Source organism: Gemmata algarum (genome assembly GCF_034097035.1).
Taxonomy (GTDB): Bacteria; Planctomycetota; Planctomycetia; order Gemmatales; family Gemmataceae; genus Gemmata; species Gemmata algarum.
On sequence record NZ_JAXBLV010000002.1, the window covers coordinates 95,983 to 112,598 of the forward strand.

Genomic DNA, 16,616 nt, shown 5'->3' on the forward strand with positions numbered 1-16,616 from the left:
ATCAATAAAACGGCACGCGGACACGAGCGTTCGCGTGCCGTCCAGCTTCCGAGGTCAACGTTAATGATCCCCATCGATTTCACGGGTAAAGTCGCGCTGGTTACCGGCGTGGGTGACAACAAGAGCTTCGCGTGGTACATCGGCAAGGCGCTCCAGGCGGCCGGGGCGAAGGTGGTGCTGGCGGTCCACCCGCGGGTGCTGGACATCGTGCAGAACCTGCTGCGCACCACCAGCGACCCCGACGACGTGGCGGCCCGGAAGCTGCCGGACGGCTCGGACTTCGCGCCGGTGAAGCTGGTCCGCTGCGACGCCAGCTACGACACGATGGCCGACGTGAAGCTGGAGGAGATGCCGGACGCGCAGCGGCGTCACTACTCGAAGTACACCGAGGACTACAGCATCACCGGCGCGGTGAACGCGGTGGCCCAGGAGTTCGGCGGGATCGACATTCTGATTCACTCGGTGGCGTTCAGCCGGGAGATCACGAAGTCGCTGCTCGAGACGAGCCGCAAGGCGTACCACGAGGCGATGGGGATCAGCGCGTACTCGCTGGTGAGCATGGTGCGGGCCGCGGCGCCGCACATGGCGAACCGGCCGGGCGGGGCGAGCGTGGTGGGCCTCACCTACGTGGCGGGCGAGAAGGTGGTGCCGCACTACGGCGGCGGGATGGGAACGTGTAAGGCGGCGCTCCAGATGGACGCCAAGCAACTGGCGTGGTTCGTGGGGGACAAGAACGTCCGGGTGAACCTGATCTCGGCCGGCCCCTACGGGAGCCGGGCGGCGCGGGCGATCAACAAGGACTTCGACAAGCTGATCCAGCACGCCGCGGACCACTCGCCGCTGCGCCGCGCGATCGAGCCGGAGGAGGTGGCGAACACGACGCTGTACCTGTGCAGCCCGCTGGCCAGCGCGGTGACGGGGCAGATCATGTACGTGGACTGCGGGTACAACGTGATGGGCACGTGACCGCGGCATCGGGGCCGGGCGTTGCAAGTTCCACGACCGGAGCCCGCGCGACCGAGCCAGGAACGGTCGGACGCCGCCTCGCCGCGGGGCGCGTCACATGCCGCCGTTAGGCGCTTGCAATGCGCCGCTCCGTGCCTCATCCTGCACCTCTGGCACCCGCACGGAGCCCACCCCATGCTGCGCTCGCTGCTCTCGTTTTGCGCGCTGCTCGCCGGCGCGTCGCTCGCCCGGGCCGACGGCCTCACGCCCGAGGAGGCGGCGAAGCGGTTCAAGCTGCCCGCGGGGTTCTCGGCCCGGCTCGTCGCGTCCGAGCCCACGGTCCGACAGCCCACGAGCATCAGCTTCGACGCACGCGGCCGCATGTGGGTGCTCCAGTACCTCCAGTACCCAAACTACGCGGGACTGAAGGCCGTTAAGCAGGACCAGTACCTGCGCACCGTCTGGGACAAGGTGCCCGAGGCGCCGCCCAGGGGTCCGAAAGGGCTGGATAAGATCACCATCCTCTCGGACCCGGACGCGAACGGCGTGTTCACGAAGTCCAAGGACTTTGTGACCGGGCTCAACATCGCCAGTGGGTTCTGCATCGGGAACGGCGGGGTGTACGTGGCGCAGCCGCCGTACCTGCTGTTCTACCCCGACAAGAACGAGGACGACGTTCCCGACGGCGACCCGGAGGTGCTGCTCTCGGGGTTCGGGATGGACGACACCCATTCGCTCGCGAATTCGCTTCAGTGGGGGCCGGACGGCTGGCTCTACGGCGCCGCCGGCAGCACCAGCACCTGCAAGATCGCGAACCCGGCGAACCCCAAAGAGGTGGTCGAGTTTCAGCAGGGCGTCTGGCGCTACCACCCGAAGACGAAACGGTTCGAACTGTTTAGCGAAGGCGGCGGCAACACCTATGGCCTCGACTTCGACAAGAACGGGCAGGTGATCGCCGGGACCAACTGGGGCGGGTTCGCGTGCCTGCACCAGATGCAGGGCGCCTACCACGTGAAGGGCTTCAGCAAGCACGGCCCGCTGCACAACCCGTACACCTACGGCTACTTCGAGCACGTCCCGTACACCGGCTTCAAGGGCGGTCACGTCACCTGCGGCGGGGTGCTGTACGAGGCGGACGTGTACCCCGAGCCGTACCGGGGGCAGTACATCGCGGCGAACATCCTGTCGAACGCGGTCTACTGGCACAAGCTCGAGCCGCGCAAGTCGTCGTTCCAGGCGCGGCACGGCGGCGAGCTGATGGAAACCGACGACACCCACTTTCGGCCCGTGGACCTGCTGCTCGGTCCGGACGGTTGCGTGTACGTCGTGGACTTTTACGACCGCCGCGCCGCGCACCTGGACCCGGTCGACAACTGGGACAAGGCCACCGGGCGCATCTACCGCATCGAGTACGGGGGTGCCACGAAACGCGAGCCGTTCGACCTGCGCAAGAAGACCGCCGCGGAGCTGGCCGAACTGCTGAAGCACCCGAACATGTGGTGGCGCAAGGAGGCCCGCCGCCTGCTGTCCGAGCGCCCCGACGCCGCGGCCGCGCACCCCAAACTGCGCAAGTGGCTGCTGACCGAGAAGGGACCGCTCGCGCTGGAGGCGCTGTGGGCGCTAGCCGCTTCGGGCGGGTGGGCGGAGGGCGACTTCGACAACGTCGGCGAGCACCCCAACGAGTACGTGCGCGCCTGGATGGTTCGCCTCATCGCGGACGAGGTGGGCGCGTCGGAGGCGACGCCGGCGGTGCTCGCGAACGTCGCACGCACGGAGAAGAGCCACGTCGTGGTGGCCCAACTCCTGTGCAGCGCCCGCCGGTTCGCCCCGCAGCAGGAGGCCGCCGTCATCGCGGCCGTCATGACGAACCCGCTCCTCGGCGACGACCCGCAACTGCCGCTGCTCGTGTGGTGGGGGCTGGAGGATAGTAACCGGCGCGATACGACCGACACGGTGCGGTTCCCGTACCCGGTTGGGCTGAGCCCGCTACTTAGGGCTTTTTTCAACGAGCGGGTCGCGCGACGCTTCATGTCCGGGAACATCACCCGCGGCACCGAGCGCATCGGCGCCTTGTTCAATCTTGTGACGGACTACGGCGACGACATCGAACCGGTACTCCGGGGCGTCGCGACGGCGCTTCAGGCCAAGCCGCTCGACGCGGTGCCGCCGGCGCTGCGTCAGCCGCTCGCCGAACTTCGCAAGCAGCGCCCGAAAGACTTGCTGGTGCTGGAGGTGCTGGCGCGGATGGGGGACGAGGCGGCCCGCACGGCTCTCCGGGGGCTCGTGACCGACGGGGCGGTAGGCGACGCCGGTCGGCTGGAGGCCGTGGCGCTACTGCGCGACGTGCGCGACCCGAGAGCCGAACCCCTGTTCCTCGAGCAGTTAGCCGCCGCGCGGTCCGACGCTGTTCGGATCGGGTTACTCGGTGGGTTGGAGGCGTTCGACGGCCCCGCGGTCGGTGCGGCGGTGTTGGAGGGGTACGCCGGCTACTCCCCCGCGGTCAAGAAGCGGGCGGTTCAACTGCTTCTCACTCGCCCGGCCTGGGCGCTGGCGCTCTTCAAGCAACTCGACGCCGGCACGTTCCCCAAGGCCGACCTCCCGGTTGAGGGCGCACGGGCGGCCGCCGCACTCGGCGACAAAGGCGTCACGATTTTGGTGGAGAAGCACTTCGGGAAACTGGCCCCGGCGACCGCGGGGGAGAAACAGGCTCGCATTGCTTGGCTCAGCACCGCGCTCGGGCGCACCAAGCCCGGCGACCCGGTGAAAGGGCAGGTGCTGTTCACGAAGCACTGCGCTGCGTGCCATCAGTTACATGGAGCGGGGGGGCAGGTGGGACCGGACCTCACCACCGCGGACCGCAAGAACCGCGGGTACCTGCTGGCGCAGATCGTGGACCCGAGCGGCTACATCCGGCCCGAGTACGTCGTTCACACCGTACTGACGAACGACGACCGTAAGCTGTCGGGCATCGTGACGGAGCAGAGCGGGGCGATCGTGGTGACCAACTACGTTAACGGCCAGGTTACCAAGGCCACGATCGCGAAGGCGGACGTGGCGGACCTGAAGCCGTCGCCGGTGTCGATGATGCCCGAAAAGCTGCTCGACTCGCTGACGGAACCGGAGATCGCCGACCTGTTCGCGTACCTGGCGGCGGACGCGCCCAAGACGCCCGCCCCTCGGAACGACGGACCGGCGGCAAAGACGCTCAGGCTCGCGCTCGTGTCCGGGTCGTTCGAGTACAAATCGGACGAGTCGCTCGCGGCGTTCCAGAAGCACCTGGAGGCGAACTACGCGGTCGAGTGCGTGCTCATTTCGGCGAAGGCCGAAAAAGACCGGGCGATCGCCGGGTTGGAGCAGTTGGAGAAGTGCGACGCTGCGCTGTTCTTCACTCGGCGGCTCCAGATCGAGGGCGCGTCGTTGGATCATGTGAAGGCGTTCGTCAAATCCGGTAAACCGCTCGTGGGCGTCCGAACCGCCAGCCACGGGTTCCAGAAGTGGCTCGAAATGGATGCGGAGGTGTTCGGAGGCAACTACAAGGGGCACTTCGGGGCCGGCGTCGCGGACGTGAAGCCGGTGGAGAAGGCGAAGGAACACCCTATCCTGAAGGGGGTAAAGTCGTTTAAGACGAACGGGAGCCTGTACAAGAACCCCAACGTCGCGACCGATGTTAACGTTCTGCTCCAGGGGACTATGGGCAAGGAATCGGAACCCGTGGCGTGGACCCGCGAGAAGGACGGGCGCCGCGTGTTTTACACCTCCCTGGGCCACCCGGACGATTTCAAGGACGAGAACTTCGTTCGGCTGCTCGTTAACGGGCTGACTTGGGCCGCGAAGGGCGAACTGAAGCCGGCGAAGTGACCCGGCGGCCGGTTTGCCATACCATCTGGAGCTTCATTTGACTCGTCTCCATCCTCTCGCGGTTGCGGTATGCGTCGCGCTCTCGGGCGCACCCGCGTTTGCCGGGCCGGTCGATGTGGCGGATGTGTTCCCGGCGAACACGCTCGCCTACGTCGAACTGCACAACCCCGCCGAAATCGGGCCGCAGGTCGCGGCGGCGCTGAACGGCACCCCGCTGCAAGACAGCGTGCCGTTCATCCACGGGAAGAAGGACGAGGCGAAGACGCTCCCCGAACTCCGAGCCAAGGAGGACCTCGCGGCGCTCGCACTGTTCGCGTCGCCGGAGGTGGTCGCGGAGTTCCGCAAGCTGGGCGGCGTCGCGGTCGGGCTGCTCGGGTTCACCGAACGCGGCGAGCCCGAATTCGCGCTCGCGGTGCTCACCGGGGACAGCGCCGCGGCAGGGCTCGCGGCCCGCGCGTTCGTTACCGCGACCCCGAACGTGCGGACGGTCGGTGAGGTGTCGAAGGTGCCGGTGTTTCAGCGCCGCCAGCCGGTCGTCACGTATGACATGAACGGCACTCCAAAACTGAGCGGCGAGAAGCCGAAGGAGGAGCCGCGCGATTTGACCTGCGCGTACACTCCGGGGCTGTTCGTCGTGGGCACGAGCAAGGCGGCCCTGGCCCCGGTTATCAAACGGTTCCGAGCCGAAGAGAAGGACGCGCTGGGCGCGACGGCAGGGTTCAAAGAGGCCGCGGCCGAGTACCGAAAACCCGGGCTGTTCTTCTACGCGGCCGCGCCCGGGCTTTTCGCCGCCGCGTCTGCGGCCGACCGCGCCCGCGGGGCCGACGCCGGCGCCGACCTTCTAGCGTGGCTCAAGCTGACCACCAACCCCAAAGCGCTCAAGTCGATTGCCGGGAGTGCGCGGGTTCGTGACGGTGGGCTGTCGCTCGTGGCCGGCGGACGGTTCGATCCGGCCGAAAAGAGCCCGCTGGTGGACTTCTTCTCCGGGCCGGGGGTGAAGGTCGAGGCACTGCACCACGCGCGCAAACCGGCTGCGCTCGCAGCGACGGTGACCCTGCCCGAGAAGGACCGCGCCGCGGCGCTGATCGGGTTCCTCGACGCGCTCGCGAAGGGTGCTGGTCAGCTCGGACGGCTCCCCAGCGATATCGCGAAAGACATCGGCGTGAAGCACAAGGTGGCCGTCAACGACGTGCTCGCCAAGGTGAACGCGGTCACGGTCGTGGTTCCGGCAAAGCCGGATCTGCCGAAGGGCGCCACGCCGGTCCCGATGTTCGTGATCCACGCCGCGGACGTCTCTGCGGCGGCCGCTCTGGAGGATCTTGTTCCCAAGCTGATCGCCGAGATCTCGGGCGAGCCCGCGCCGGCCCAGCCGTCGACCGAAACGGTCGGCGGCGTGCAGGTGCGCTCGCTCGCGGGCACCGGGCTGCCGTGGAAGGCGGCGGTCCACTACGCGCGCAAAGACGCCGTGCTGGCGTGGGGGCTCGACCGCAAACTGGTGGCGGCGGCGCTGACCCCGGACGCCGCCGGCTCGATCGTCGGCGAAAAGGGAGCGACCATTCCCCCGGGAGCGGCGCTTGCCGGCGCGTTCGACCTCGGCGCGCTCGTCGGTGCTCTTGGCGAGAAACCAGCCGACGGCCCGATTCGGCCGGCGCCCCCTGCACCAGCGCCGGGCACGGGGACAGAGCTGATCCCACCCGATGTGCTTTTGAAGGACGCGGACAAGGCCCGCGCTGCACTCACGGTCGCGTTCGGCCAACTGCCGCCGACGGCGGTGACGGTCCGGCGCGACCGCGATCGGCTCGTGTTCGAGGTGTTCCAGCCGAAGATCACGGACGGCGGCCTCAAGCCGGTGATCAACGCCTGGCTAGATTTGTTCGACAATGATCTGATCTTGCGCGACCCGAGCCGGTCGGCGCCTGGGTTCCTGCCGCCGCCCCCGCCGGACCGGTAACCACCTGAGACTCTCGGACCGGGCGGGGGCGAGCACCGGCCGCCGCAGTCTGCCGGTGCACCATTCAACCAGCAATCAAGTTTGCCAATTTCCCGAGTTGCGCCCGGCGAACAGGACACCGGGCGCGACCGTCGGCCTCGAGGTGACGCGGCGCATCAATTGTCAGCGCTCGCAGCAAATCGGCTCGCGCGGGAGCAATTTTACCCCTCAATTCGGCTCCGGATTCGCGCCGCATTGCAATCGTGAATTAGCTTACGGCGTGAACCGCGAGCGCCCCGCTCGGTTCGCCGTGGGTTCGAGCACCCGCGAATCGCACCACCCCACGGACGGGTGAACGACGGTCCCCCGAACGCGGGCCGGACCGGTCGCGAAAGGTGAGACACGGTGGAAAGGTCGCCGCGCGGTCGGACTGTTTTGCTCGGGTGGGAGCTGGGCGGCGGTTTCGGGCACGCACACAACCTGCTCCGAGTGGCCCGGGCGTTGGCCGCCGACGGGCACCGGCCGGTCCTTGCCGCCCGGGAGGCGGTGGCGGCGTGGCCCCTCTTGCGGGACGCTTCGTTCCCCGTGCTCCCTATTCCGGTCTGGTCGGAGCCGGCCCCGGCGGGCTTCGTCGCCGCTTCCTTCGCCGACATCCTCCGGCTCCACGGCTACGCGTCCGACCGCACGCTCCTTCCGCTGCTGCGGCAGTGGGACGGCATTCTGGACGTGGTCCGGCCCGACCTCGTCGTCCTCGACTACGCCCCCACCCTCGGGCTCGCCGCGGCCGGTCGGGTGCCGACCGTGGACATCGGGAACGGGTTCTGCCAGCCGCCGGCGGACCTGCCGGCGTTCCCGCCGTACTTCCGCGACCAGTTGCCCCGGGTCCCGCGGGGCGCGCCGGAGGACCTGCTGGCCGCGGTCCGGGCCGCACAGGTCGCCCGCGGCCGGCCCGCGCCCGCCGCGCTGCCCGGGATCGCGGCGGGGGGCGAGGCGTTCGTCACGACCGTTCCGGAGTTGGATCCGTACCGGGAGGCCCGGCGCCGCCCGCCGGTCGGGCCGCTCGCCTCCCCGGTGGCGGCCGACGGGATCGCCCCGCGGCGCTTCTTCGCGTACCTGAGTGCCGAAGTGGCCAGCACCGAACCGGCGCTGACCCTGCTGGCGGCCGCCGGGCTTGACGGGGAAGTGTATGTGCGCGGGGCGACGGCCGGGCAGCGCGAGCGGCTCCGGGGCCGCGGGCTGACCGTCCACGACACCCCGCCCCCGCTGGCGGACGTGCTCCCCCGCGTGCGGGCGGTGGCCCACCACGCCGGGCTCGGCACCGCCGAGGCCGCGCTCCTGGCCGGCCGCCCCCAACTCCTCCTCCCGGAGCACCTGGAGCACCAGTTGTACGCGTCCGCCGCTCACCGGCTCGGGGTCGCCCACTACCTCGCCGGAACGTACCCGGCGTCGGACGTTGCCGAAGGGATGCGGCAGTTGCTCGACGACCCGGCGTTCGCCCGCCGGGCGGCCGAGGTGGCCGCCGACCTGCGCCGGCGGTGGCCCGACGGCTCGCTCGGAACGATCGTCGGCCGCTGCCGCGAACTGCTCGACCAACCGGCCGGGGCGGTGACCTGACCGCCCGGCCGGAACCCACCCCCCCACGACCCGGCTGCGGCCGGGCGCTTTCCGTCCCGTTGAGTGTTTTTCATCCTGCGAAATTGGAGAGACCGAGAGATCATGGCGTTTCATAACAGCCGTTCGCTGCGCAAGAGCCTGTTCGGCCGCCTCGCGATCGAACAGATGGAAGACCGATGTGTCCCAGCATTTTTGGCCGTAACCGGGTTGTACGACGGCCCCGCCGGGCCGCCGACCGCCGGGAGCGGCACGCAGAACGACCCGTACCTGTTCAGCAACCTGCGGGCGGCGGTCCAGTACGCGCAAGCGGCGGGCGACGACACCATCACGCTGTCCGCCGGCATCTACCTGCTCACCGACTCCACGGACTTCGACCTGGACATCGGCGACGCGGCAACGACCGGGAAGCTGACGATTGGCGGGGCCGGAGCAAGCCAGACCTCCATCACGGCCAGCTTCGGAGCGCCGAACGCGAACACACGCCTCTTCCAGCTCGGAGCCGGCGCCGACCTGACGCTCACGAACATGACGCTCAGTGGCGGAAACGTCACCGATATCGGCGGTGCCATCGTAGCGTACGGCGGCTCCGCGGGAACTCATCTGGCGCTCACCGGCGTCGATCTGTTCGCCAACCAGGCCCAAGATCTGGGCGGAGGGGTCGCGCTCATCGGGGGCAACGGAAATGTCACCGCGACCCTGACGAACGTAAACGTGACCAACAACCAGTCCGGATATGGCGGCGGGATCGGGATATTCTACGGCGGCATCTTGACGGTCACCGACAGCTCGTTCACCGGCAACTAGGCGACCCTGCTCGGCGGCGGGATCGCGACGTACTACGGCGGGTCGGTGACGATCACCAACAGCACGCTGAGTACGAACACCGCACTTTACGGAGGCGCGGTCGGGGTGGGCTTAGACTTCGCCGGTACGGTGTCGGTGACCAACAGCACGCTGAGTACGAACACCGCAGATTACGGCGGCGCGGTTTGCACGGCCATTGACTACGGTGGGGCGACCACCCTGACCAACAGCACGGTGAGCGGCAACACCGCCACATACGGCGGGGGCGGGCTCGCCGCTCTGTACGGCGGGAACGACGGCACGCTCGACCTGGTAAACAGCACCGTCAGCGGCAACACCGCCGCTTACGGGGGCGGTGCCCTCTTCACCGGCGCGGAGGGGACGCTGACCAACTCGACCGTGACCGCCAACCGGGGGTACGGAGGCGGGCTGTCGGCCGACGGCTGGATCGCGGTCACCGTCCGGAACTCGATCGTCGCCGGCAACTTGGACCCGACCGGAGCCACCCCGGACGACCTGTTCGTGGACTCCGGCATCCCGTTCCTCTTCAACTACTCGTTGATCGGCGTGGGTGACAGTCTGGTGCTGGCCCCCCCGCCGGTGGGCACGGGCAACCAGATCGGGACATTGGCGAACCCGCTCGACCCGCGGCTCGGGCCGCTGGCGAATAACGGCGGGCTGACGTACACGCACGCCCTTCTGGCGGACAGCCCGGCCCGCGACATGGGCGACCCGGACGCCTCGAACCTGCCGCCCACGGACCAGCGGGGACAAACCCGGGTGCTCGGCGGCCGGGTGGACATCGGCGCGGTCGAGTTCGTCGCGGTCGCCATCGGTCCGGACGCCCTCCCGGCGGGCACGGTCGGGACCGCGTACGCGGTGGCGCTCACTGCGACTGGCGCGAGCGGTCCGTTCGTGTACACCGTCACCGCCGGGGCGCTGCCGCCCGGCGTGACGCTGAGCGCGGCCGGGCAGCTGACCGGCGCCCCGACGGCGGTCGGGGCGTACACGTTCACAGTCGCGGCGACTGACTCGAGCGGGGCCAGCGGCTCGCGCGAGTTCGCCCTCACGGTCGCCGCGGCCGCCGCGCCGCCCAAGTTCGTGCTGGGGGCCGGGAACAACGGGCGGGTCCAGATCGCCGGCGGCGACGGCACCTCGATCCCGGCTTTTAACGGGTTCCAGGGTGAGGTGCGGGTCGCCACCACGGACCTCAACGGCGACGGCGTGATGGACATCGTCGCCGGGGCCGGTGCGGGCTCGGCGGGCGGGCACGTGAAGGTGTTCGACGGGGCCACCGGCGCCCTGATCCGCTCGTTCTTCACGTTCGACGGGTCCACCGGCGGGGTGTTCGTGGGGGCCGCCGACCTGGACGGGGACGGCACCGACGAGATCCTCGTGGGGGCCGACGCCGGGGCCGACCCGCGGGTGAACGTGTACGGCACCGCGGACCGGCCCCAGTTGAGCTTCCTGGCGTACGCCCCGGCGTTCCGCGGCGGCGTCCGAGTGGCGGGCTTCGACGTGGACGGGGACGGTCGGGACGAGATCCTCACCGGCAGCGGGGCCGGGGCCGCGGGCGACGGGCGCGTGTTCGACTCCGCCGGCCGGGTGCTCAGCTCGCAGATCGTCGCCGACGTGCTCAGCGGCATCTTCGTCGGGTGAGGCCGAGAATCTGCCCGCCGCCCGGCCGTTCGGAGTTGCTCCCGGCCGCGGCGCGCTGTAATCTACCGGTGATACCTTCGCACGAGACGAATACCGTGGCCGCGTCCCTGCTCCTTCTGAACCTTCCGCTTCTTGGACCGTCACGGGGCCATTGTCCTTCGCGCGTCGGCTGATCCGATCCACGAGGTAACAGCGGCCCCGGAACTCAAGTTCCGGGGCCGATTTCGTTTCAGGAGCGCGTTATGTCCGTTCCGGCCGATCCGAACCGCGTCATCATCTTCGACACCACGCTGCGCGACGGCGAGCAGAGCCCGGGGTGCAGCATGAACCTCGCCGAGAAGCTCGAGATGGCCCGCGCGCTCGCGGACCTCGGCGTGGACGTGATCGAGGCCGGGTTCCCGATCGCCTCCCCGGGCGACTTCGAGAGCGTGCAGGCCATCGCGCGGCAGATCCACGGGCCGGTCATCGCCGGCCTCGCCCGGTGCAACCCCACGGACATCGACCGCGCCGCGGACGCCGTAAAGGACGCCGAGAAGCCCCGCATCCACGTGTTCCTCGCCACCAGCGCGATCCACCGCGAGTTCAAGCTGAAGATGACCTCGGAGGAGGTGGCGCGGCGGGCCGTCGAGGGCGTCAAACGCGCCCGCGACCGGTGCGCCGACATCGAGTTCTCCCCCGAGGACGCGGCCCGCACCGAGCTCGACTTCCTGGCGGAGGTGGTCGAGCGCGTGATCGAGGCCGGGGCCACCACGCTTAACATCCCCGACACCGTCGGGTACGCGGTGCCGCAGCACTACGCCGCGATCATCCGGCACCTCAAGAAGAACGTCCGCGGGATCGACAACTGCGTGCTCTCGGTCCACTGCCACAACGACCTGGGGCTGGCGGTGGCCAACAGCCTCGCGGCGCTGGGCGAGGGCGCGCGGCAGGTCGAGTGTACGATCAACGGCATCGGCGAGCGGGCCGGCAACACCTCGCTCGAAGAGGTGGTGATGGCGCTGCACACCCGCCGCGATTACTACGGGCTGACCACCGGGATCAACACCCGGCACCTGTACCCGGTGAGCCGCAAGCTGTCGCACGTCACCGGGCAGACGGTGCAGCGGAACAAGGCGATCGTGGGGCAGAACGCCTTCGCGCACGAGGCCGGCATCCACCAGGACGGGATGCTCAAGGAGCGCAGCACCTACGAGATCATGCGGCCCGAGGACGTGGGCATCCCGCAGACCGAGCTGGTGCTGGGCAAGCACAGCGGCCGGCACGCGCTCAAGCAGCGGGTCGCCGCCCTGGGCTACGGCCTGTCCGACGAGCAACTGAACAAGGTGTTCGAGGAGTTCAAGAAGCTCGCGGACAAGAAGAAGGAGATCTACGACGCGGACATCGAGGCGCTCGCGGAGAACCAGCTCCAGGAGGGCACGGGGAACCTGTGGACCCTCGTCGGGTTCACCAGCACCGCGGGCACCGGGTCGCAGACCTCGGCCGCGGTGACGCTCAAGCACCTCGACGGCTCGGTGCGGCGCGACGCCGCCGTCGGCAACGGCCCGATCGACGCGCTGTTCAAGGCGATCAACCGGGTCACCGGGGCGGCCGTGCGGGTGGTGGACTACCGGGTGCGGTCAGTGAGCCAGGACATGGACGCGCTGGGCGAGGCGAGCATCGAGATCGAGTACGCGGGCAAGAAGTCGCGCGCCCGGGCGGTCAGCGTGGACGTGGTGGAGGCGAGCGCCCTGGCGTACCTGGAGGTGGTGAACCGGGTCGCCTCGCGCCAGCTCCGCGACCGGCTCAAGCCGACCGACAACGTGCCGACCGAGGCCGTCCCCGCGGGCTGATCCTATCGGTCGATATTTGATCGATTAAGCTGGCGTAGGCGGCCACGCATGAATTTGTTGAATGAGGCTGATGATTGGGAATTTTTTGCACGGTCATTATCTCAATTGTCGGTCGCATTCGGACAGTTTATCTTGTGGCGATAATAGGGTAGGAGGGCGATGGTGGCTCAAAAGATACCGATTCGCGAGCCTAAAGCCGAAGTCCTATTCGCCTTGCTGGCGGTCTTTTCGCTTGTCTCCGGCGTGATAATGTCGCTTGCCGTCCACCTCGACAACTCGTCGAGGGGACGCATCGGCCTTGTGACAACAGCGATAGTGGTAGGAGGGTTCGCGGTCGGGTGGCGGTTGGCCCGGCGCGGGCGCCGCTGGTTGACCGATACGGGTTCAGGTTTCGTGTATCATTCAGTGAACGGTGCCATCAAGTTCGACGATCACGAAGTAGTGGGTATCGGTTCTCACGTTCTCCTCGAATATGCCTCGGGCGTACCTGTTTCTGCGGCTCGTGTGGCAGTCATTGCCACGAACAACCCCGTTCTGCCGCAGATCGAAGTTCGCTACAGCTTCGAGCCCGAAGCGGACCCGCTTGGTTTTTTGTTTGATCGGTTGGGTGGTCAAGTACGCCAAGAATCGCTCGCGACGTTTGCCGCAGGCGGGGAGATTCGTGGTTCGGGCTGGCGTTTGAATGCAGACGGCCTTTATGTGCGTGCCGCTGGTTCGGAGCGGAAGATTCCGTTTGCCCACCTTGTCACGGCCGAGGTGATTGACCGGCACGCCTGTGTGTGGGGGCGTAGCGCACCCGAACCGCTGGTTCGGGTGCCCGAAGAGAGCTTGAACGCTGCCATACTGGTTGAAATCATCGGCACAAGCGACTTCGAACCGGAGCTCAAGAGCGGATTCGGCCGCTTACTCTTCGAACGCGAGCGTCGCTGGTCACCGTCATCGTTGTTGCTGTGGTGGCTCGGAACACTGATGTTATTGGGCATGGGTGGCACGGCCCTCATCAACAGCCGAGCGACCGGTACACTTGCTTTCGGTGCGATTGCCAGCTTTTTGGGTGTTGCACTCTCACTATATTGGTTCGCGTCCCGTCGAACCGTTTTGCGTGCCTATGCCAATGGTTTGAGAGTAGCTCAGCCATTGGCAGAGCGGGAGGTTTGTTTTGATGAGGTGATTTCGTTTGCGTATTCCGTGGTACGGCAACACGTTACCACGAACCATGTCACTTCGTATGTTGGGACCTTCGTCGTTTTCCGCTTATGGTTGCGGGACCGAGGTACGTTCTGCTACGAGTTCAGCACGACGACGCGGGACCGCGCGGTTGAAATGATCCGCGATCGACTCGCCCGGCGGTTGGCGGCAGAGTGGCGCCGCCAAGTGTTCGATAAAAAGTTGCGGGCGTGGTGCAGTGGCGTAACGTTCACCTACAAGGGCCTGTCCGTTCCCGGTCGGCACGGCTTCGTTCCGTACAAGCAGATCGCTGGTTGGGCCGTTCATGACGGCATTTGTTGTGTCCGAGGCACGGACGGAACTGAACTCGCGACGTTGTTGTGTAGCGAGCCGGACTTTTATCCCGGTCTGAATTTATTGGATCAACTCATCGCCCCCAAGAAAGAAGATGAAAGTTGATACTGGCACTGCTCCACGGTGGATGCGCGGCGTGCTCGCCCTTGCGGGCGTGTACAACCTCGCGTGGGGCGCGTGGGCGGTATTGCTCCCCGAGCGGTCGTTCGCCAACTCGGGGATGCAGCGGCCGGACCAGCCGCTCCACTACCCGGAGCTGTGGCAGTGCATCGGGATGATCGTCGGCGTGTACGGGGTCGGGTACCTGATCGCGGCCCGCGACCCCGCGCGCCACTGGCCCGTTGTGCTGGTCGGGTTCCTCGGTAAGTTCTTCGGGCCGGTCGGGCTGGCTTACGGCGTACTCATCGGCCGCTCGAGCGCCGAAGGTTTGCTCACCTGCGTTCCGAACGATCTGATCTGGTGGGCGCCGTTCGTGCTGATCCTGCGCCACGCGTACCGGTCGCGAGGAGGTCGCGAATGAATGACCCTGACGTGCTGATCGTGGGCGCCGGGCTGGCGGGTCTGGCGTGCGGGCGGGAGCTGGCGCGGCGCGGGGTGCCGTTCCGCATCCTCGACGCCGCCGACGGGGTTGGGGGCCGGGTCCGCACGGACCTCGCAGACGGGTTCCGGCTCGACCGCGGGTTCCAGATCTACCTGACCGCCTACCCCGAGGGGCGGCGGGTGCTGGACCTCCCGGCGCTCGATTTGAAGCCCTTCGCGCGGGGCGCGCTGGTACGGTTCGGCGGCCGGTTCCACCGGGTCGCGGACCCGCGGAGCGAGCCGTTCGCCGCCGTCGCGTCGCTGTTCAACGCGGTCGGCTCCCCGCTCGACAAAGTGAAGCTCCTGAAGCTCTACCGCGACGTTCGGCGCGAGGCCCCGGGCGCCCCGAACCCCGACCGCACGACAACCAACCAGCTCCGCGCGGCCGGGCTCGGCCCGAAGCTCGTGGAGCGCCTGTTCCGGCCGTTCCTGGGCGGGGTGTTCCTCGAACGCGAACTCACCACGTCCGCGCGGTTCTTCCGGTTCGTGTTCGAGGCGTTCGCGGCCGGCCCTGGGGCGGTCCCCGCCCTCGGGATGCAAGCGATCCCGGAACAACTCGCGGCGGGGCTGCCCGCCGGCTCGGTGCGGCTGAACGCGCGGGTCGAGGCCGTCGCCGACGGGGCGGTGACCTTGACGGGCGGTGAGCGCCTGAGCGCGCGGGCCGTTGTCGTGGCAACCGACGGCACGGCCGCCGCGCGGCTGCTCGGCGCCGCGGTGCCCGATCCGGCCTGGAACGGCACCGTAACGCTGTACTACGCCGCCGACGCCGCACCCGTTACCGAGCCCATACTGGTGCTCGATGGGGAGGGGCGCGGCCCGGTGAACAACGTGGTCGTGATGTCGGCGGCGGCGCCCGCGTACGCGCCGCCGGGCAAGGCGCTGGTCGCTGCGTCGGTCGTGGGTGTTCCGGCCGGCGGGGACGGCGAACTCGACCGGCGGGCGCGAGAGCAACTGACGGAGTGGTTCGGCCCCGCGGTCGCCGGCTGGAAGCTACTGCGCGCGTACCGTATTCCGCACGCGCTACCGGCCCAGCCCGCCGGCGCGCTCGACCCGTGGCAGCGCCCGGTGCGGTTGCGGAGCGGGCTGTACGTGTGCGGCGACCACCGCGACACCGCCAGCATCGACGGCGCGTTGACCAGCGGCCGGCGCGCCGCCGAAGCGGTGGCGGAAGACTTGGCCCGGACTAGCTGATCAGTTCCGCGAGGCCGGTCGCGCGGTGGGGAACGTGTGTGTGCCGCGCGTCCGGATCGAGGAGGAGGGCGTGCATTCCGGACGCGGTCGCGCCTTCGTAATCGTTTCGCAGGTCGTCCCCGACGAACAGCACTTCCGCGGGCGCGCAGCCCGCGACGCGGCTCACTTCCGCAAAGAACTCGCGTGCGGGCTTCCGCCAGCCTACTGCGGCGCTGACCACGACGCGGTCACGGAGCGGGGCCAGTTCCGGGTGCCCGTCGAGCACGGTGAGCAGCCGGGCGTCGTAATTGGAGCCCATACCCAGGACGATGCCCCGCGCCGACAGCGCCCCGAGCACCTCCGCGGCGTCGGGATGAACGCGCCAGGCACCGGGGCGCGCGTAGTGCTCAAAGAGGTGGGCGAAACAGGCGTCGGGGTCGGACACGCCGGCGAGGGTGCGCGTCACGATTGTGCGCCAGCGGTCGCGCTCGCGGGCCTCGCTGGTGGCCCAGTTCCGGTCGGCGTCGGCCGCCTCTTCTTGCCGGTAGGCGGCGAGGAACCGCTCGCGCACTTCGGACGCGGGGAGTTCCAGACCGTGCCCGCGTGCGACCGCGGCGTACACCGCCGGGGCCGACGGCTCGGGGAAAATGAGCGTGCCGACCGCGTCGAAGAACACGGCCCGCACGCCGGACGGGATTCGTGCCACG

The 16,616-nt window shown here is 68.6% G+C and carries 11 protein-coding genes; 10 read left to right on the top strand and 1 reads right to left on the bottom strand.

What is annotated here, in order from left to right; all coding sequences use genetic code 11:
* Positions 1–63: 63 nt before the first annotated feature.
* The 10 genes from R5W23_RS01590 (at position 64) to R5W23_RS01635 (ending at position 15,930) form a co-directional block, all read left to right on the top strand.
* Complete coding sequence (locus tag R5W23_RS01590) at positions 64–966, top strand: enoyl-ACP reductase FabI (protein ID WP_010046490.1); 903 nt, start codon at positions 64–66, stop codon at positions 964–966.
* Positions 967–1,140: 174 nt separating this feature from the next.
* Positions 1,141–4,803 (top strand): PVC-type heme-binding CxxCH protein, encoded by a 3,663-nt coding sequence (locus R5W23_RS01595; RefSeq protein WP_320684819.1) that lies wholly within the window; start codon positions 1,141–1,143, stop codon positions 4,801–4,803.
* A gap of 37 nt (positions 4,804–4,840) precedes the next feature.
* Positions 4,841–6,754: a hypothetical protein gene (locus R5W23_RS01600; RefSeq protein ID WP_320684820.1), complete on the top strand. Its 1,914-nt coding sequence runs from the start codon at positions 4,841–4,843 to the stop codon at positions 6,752–6,754.
* A 384-nt stretch (positions 6,755–7,138) separates the two neighbouring features.
* On the top strand, positions 7,139–8,347 hold the full coding sequence (locus tag R5W23_RS01605) for a glycosyltransferase (protein ID WP_320684821.1): 1,209 nt from the start codon (positions 7,139–7,141) through the stop codon (positions 8,345–8,347).
* 102 nt (positions 8,348–8,449) lie between these two features.
* Positions 8,450–9,151, top strand: coding sequence for a hypothetical protein (locus R5W23_RS01610; RefSeq protein WP_320684822.1), 702 nt, complete (start codon positions 8,450–8,452; stop codon positions 9,149–9,151).
* A 45-nt stretch (positions 9,152–9,196) separates the two neighbouring features.
* The gene (locus R5W23_RS01615) at positions 9,197–10,810 is read left to right on the top strand and encodes a choice-of-anchor Q domain-containing protein (RefSeq protein WP_320684823.1); all 1,614 of its coding nucleotides are present in this window, start codon (positions 9,197–9,199) and stop codon (positions 10,808–10,810) included.
* 242 nt (positions 10,811–11,052) lie between these two features.
* On the top strand, positions 11,053–12,639 hold the full coding sequence (locus R5W23_RS01620) for a 2-isopropylmalate synthase (RefSeq protein WP_320684824.1): 1,587 nt from the start codon (positions 11,053–11,055) through the stop codon (positions 12,637–12,639).
* 159 nt (positions 12,640–12,798) lie between these two features.
* Positions 12,799–14,265: a hypothetical protein gene (locus R5W23_RS01625; RefSeq protein ID WP_320684825.1), complete on the top strand. Its 1,467-nt coding sequence runs from the start codon at positions 12,799–12,801 to the stop codon at positions 14,263–14,265.
* Positions 14,255–14,680 carry an alkyl hydroperoxide reductase gene (locus R5W23_RS01630; protein ID WP_320684826.1) on the top strand — a complete coding sequence of 142 codons (426 nt, stop codon included), beginning with the start codon at positions 14,255–14,257 and terminating at the stop codon, positions 14,678–14,680. The genes R5W23_RS01625 and R5W23_RS01630 overlap by 11 nt, the downstream gene beginning before the upstream one ends.
* A complete protein-coding gene (locus tag R5W23_RS01635) occupies positions 14,677–15,930 on the top strand; it encodes a protoporphyrinogen/coproporphyrinogen oxidase (RefSeq protein ID WP_320684827.1) in 1,254 nt (417 codons plus the stop codon). Before R5W23_RS01630 ends, R5W23_RS01635 begins: the two co-directional genes overlap by 4 nt.
* On the opposite strand, the gene R5W23_RS01640 is transcribed toward R5W23_RS01635, so the two are convergent.
* Positions 15,923–16,615 (bottom strand): HAD family hydrolase, encoded by a 693-nt coding sequence (locus R5W23_RS01640; RefSeq protein ID WP_320684828.1) that lies wholly within the window; start codon positions 16,613–16,615, stop codon positions 15,923–15,925. The two genes, R5W23_RS01635 and R5W23_RS01640, sit on opposite strands and share 8 nt — an antisense overlap.
* Between the last annotated feature and the right edge of the window lies 1 nt (position 16,616).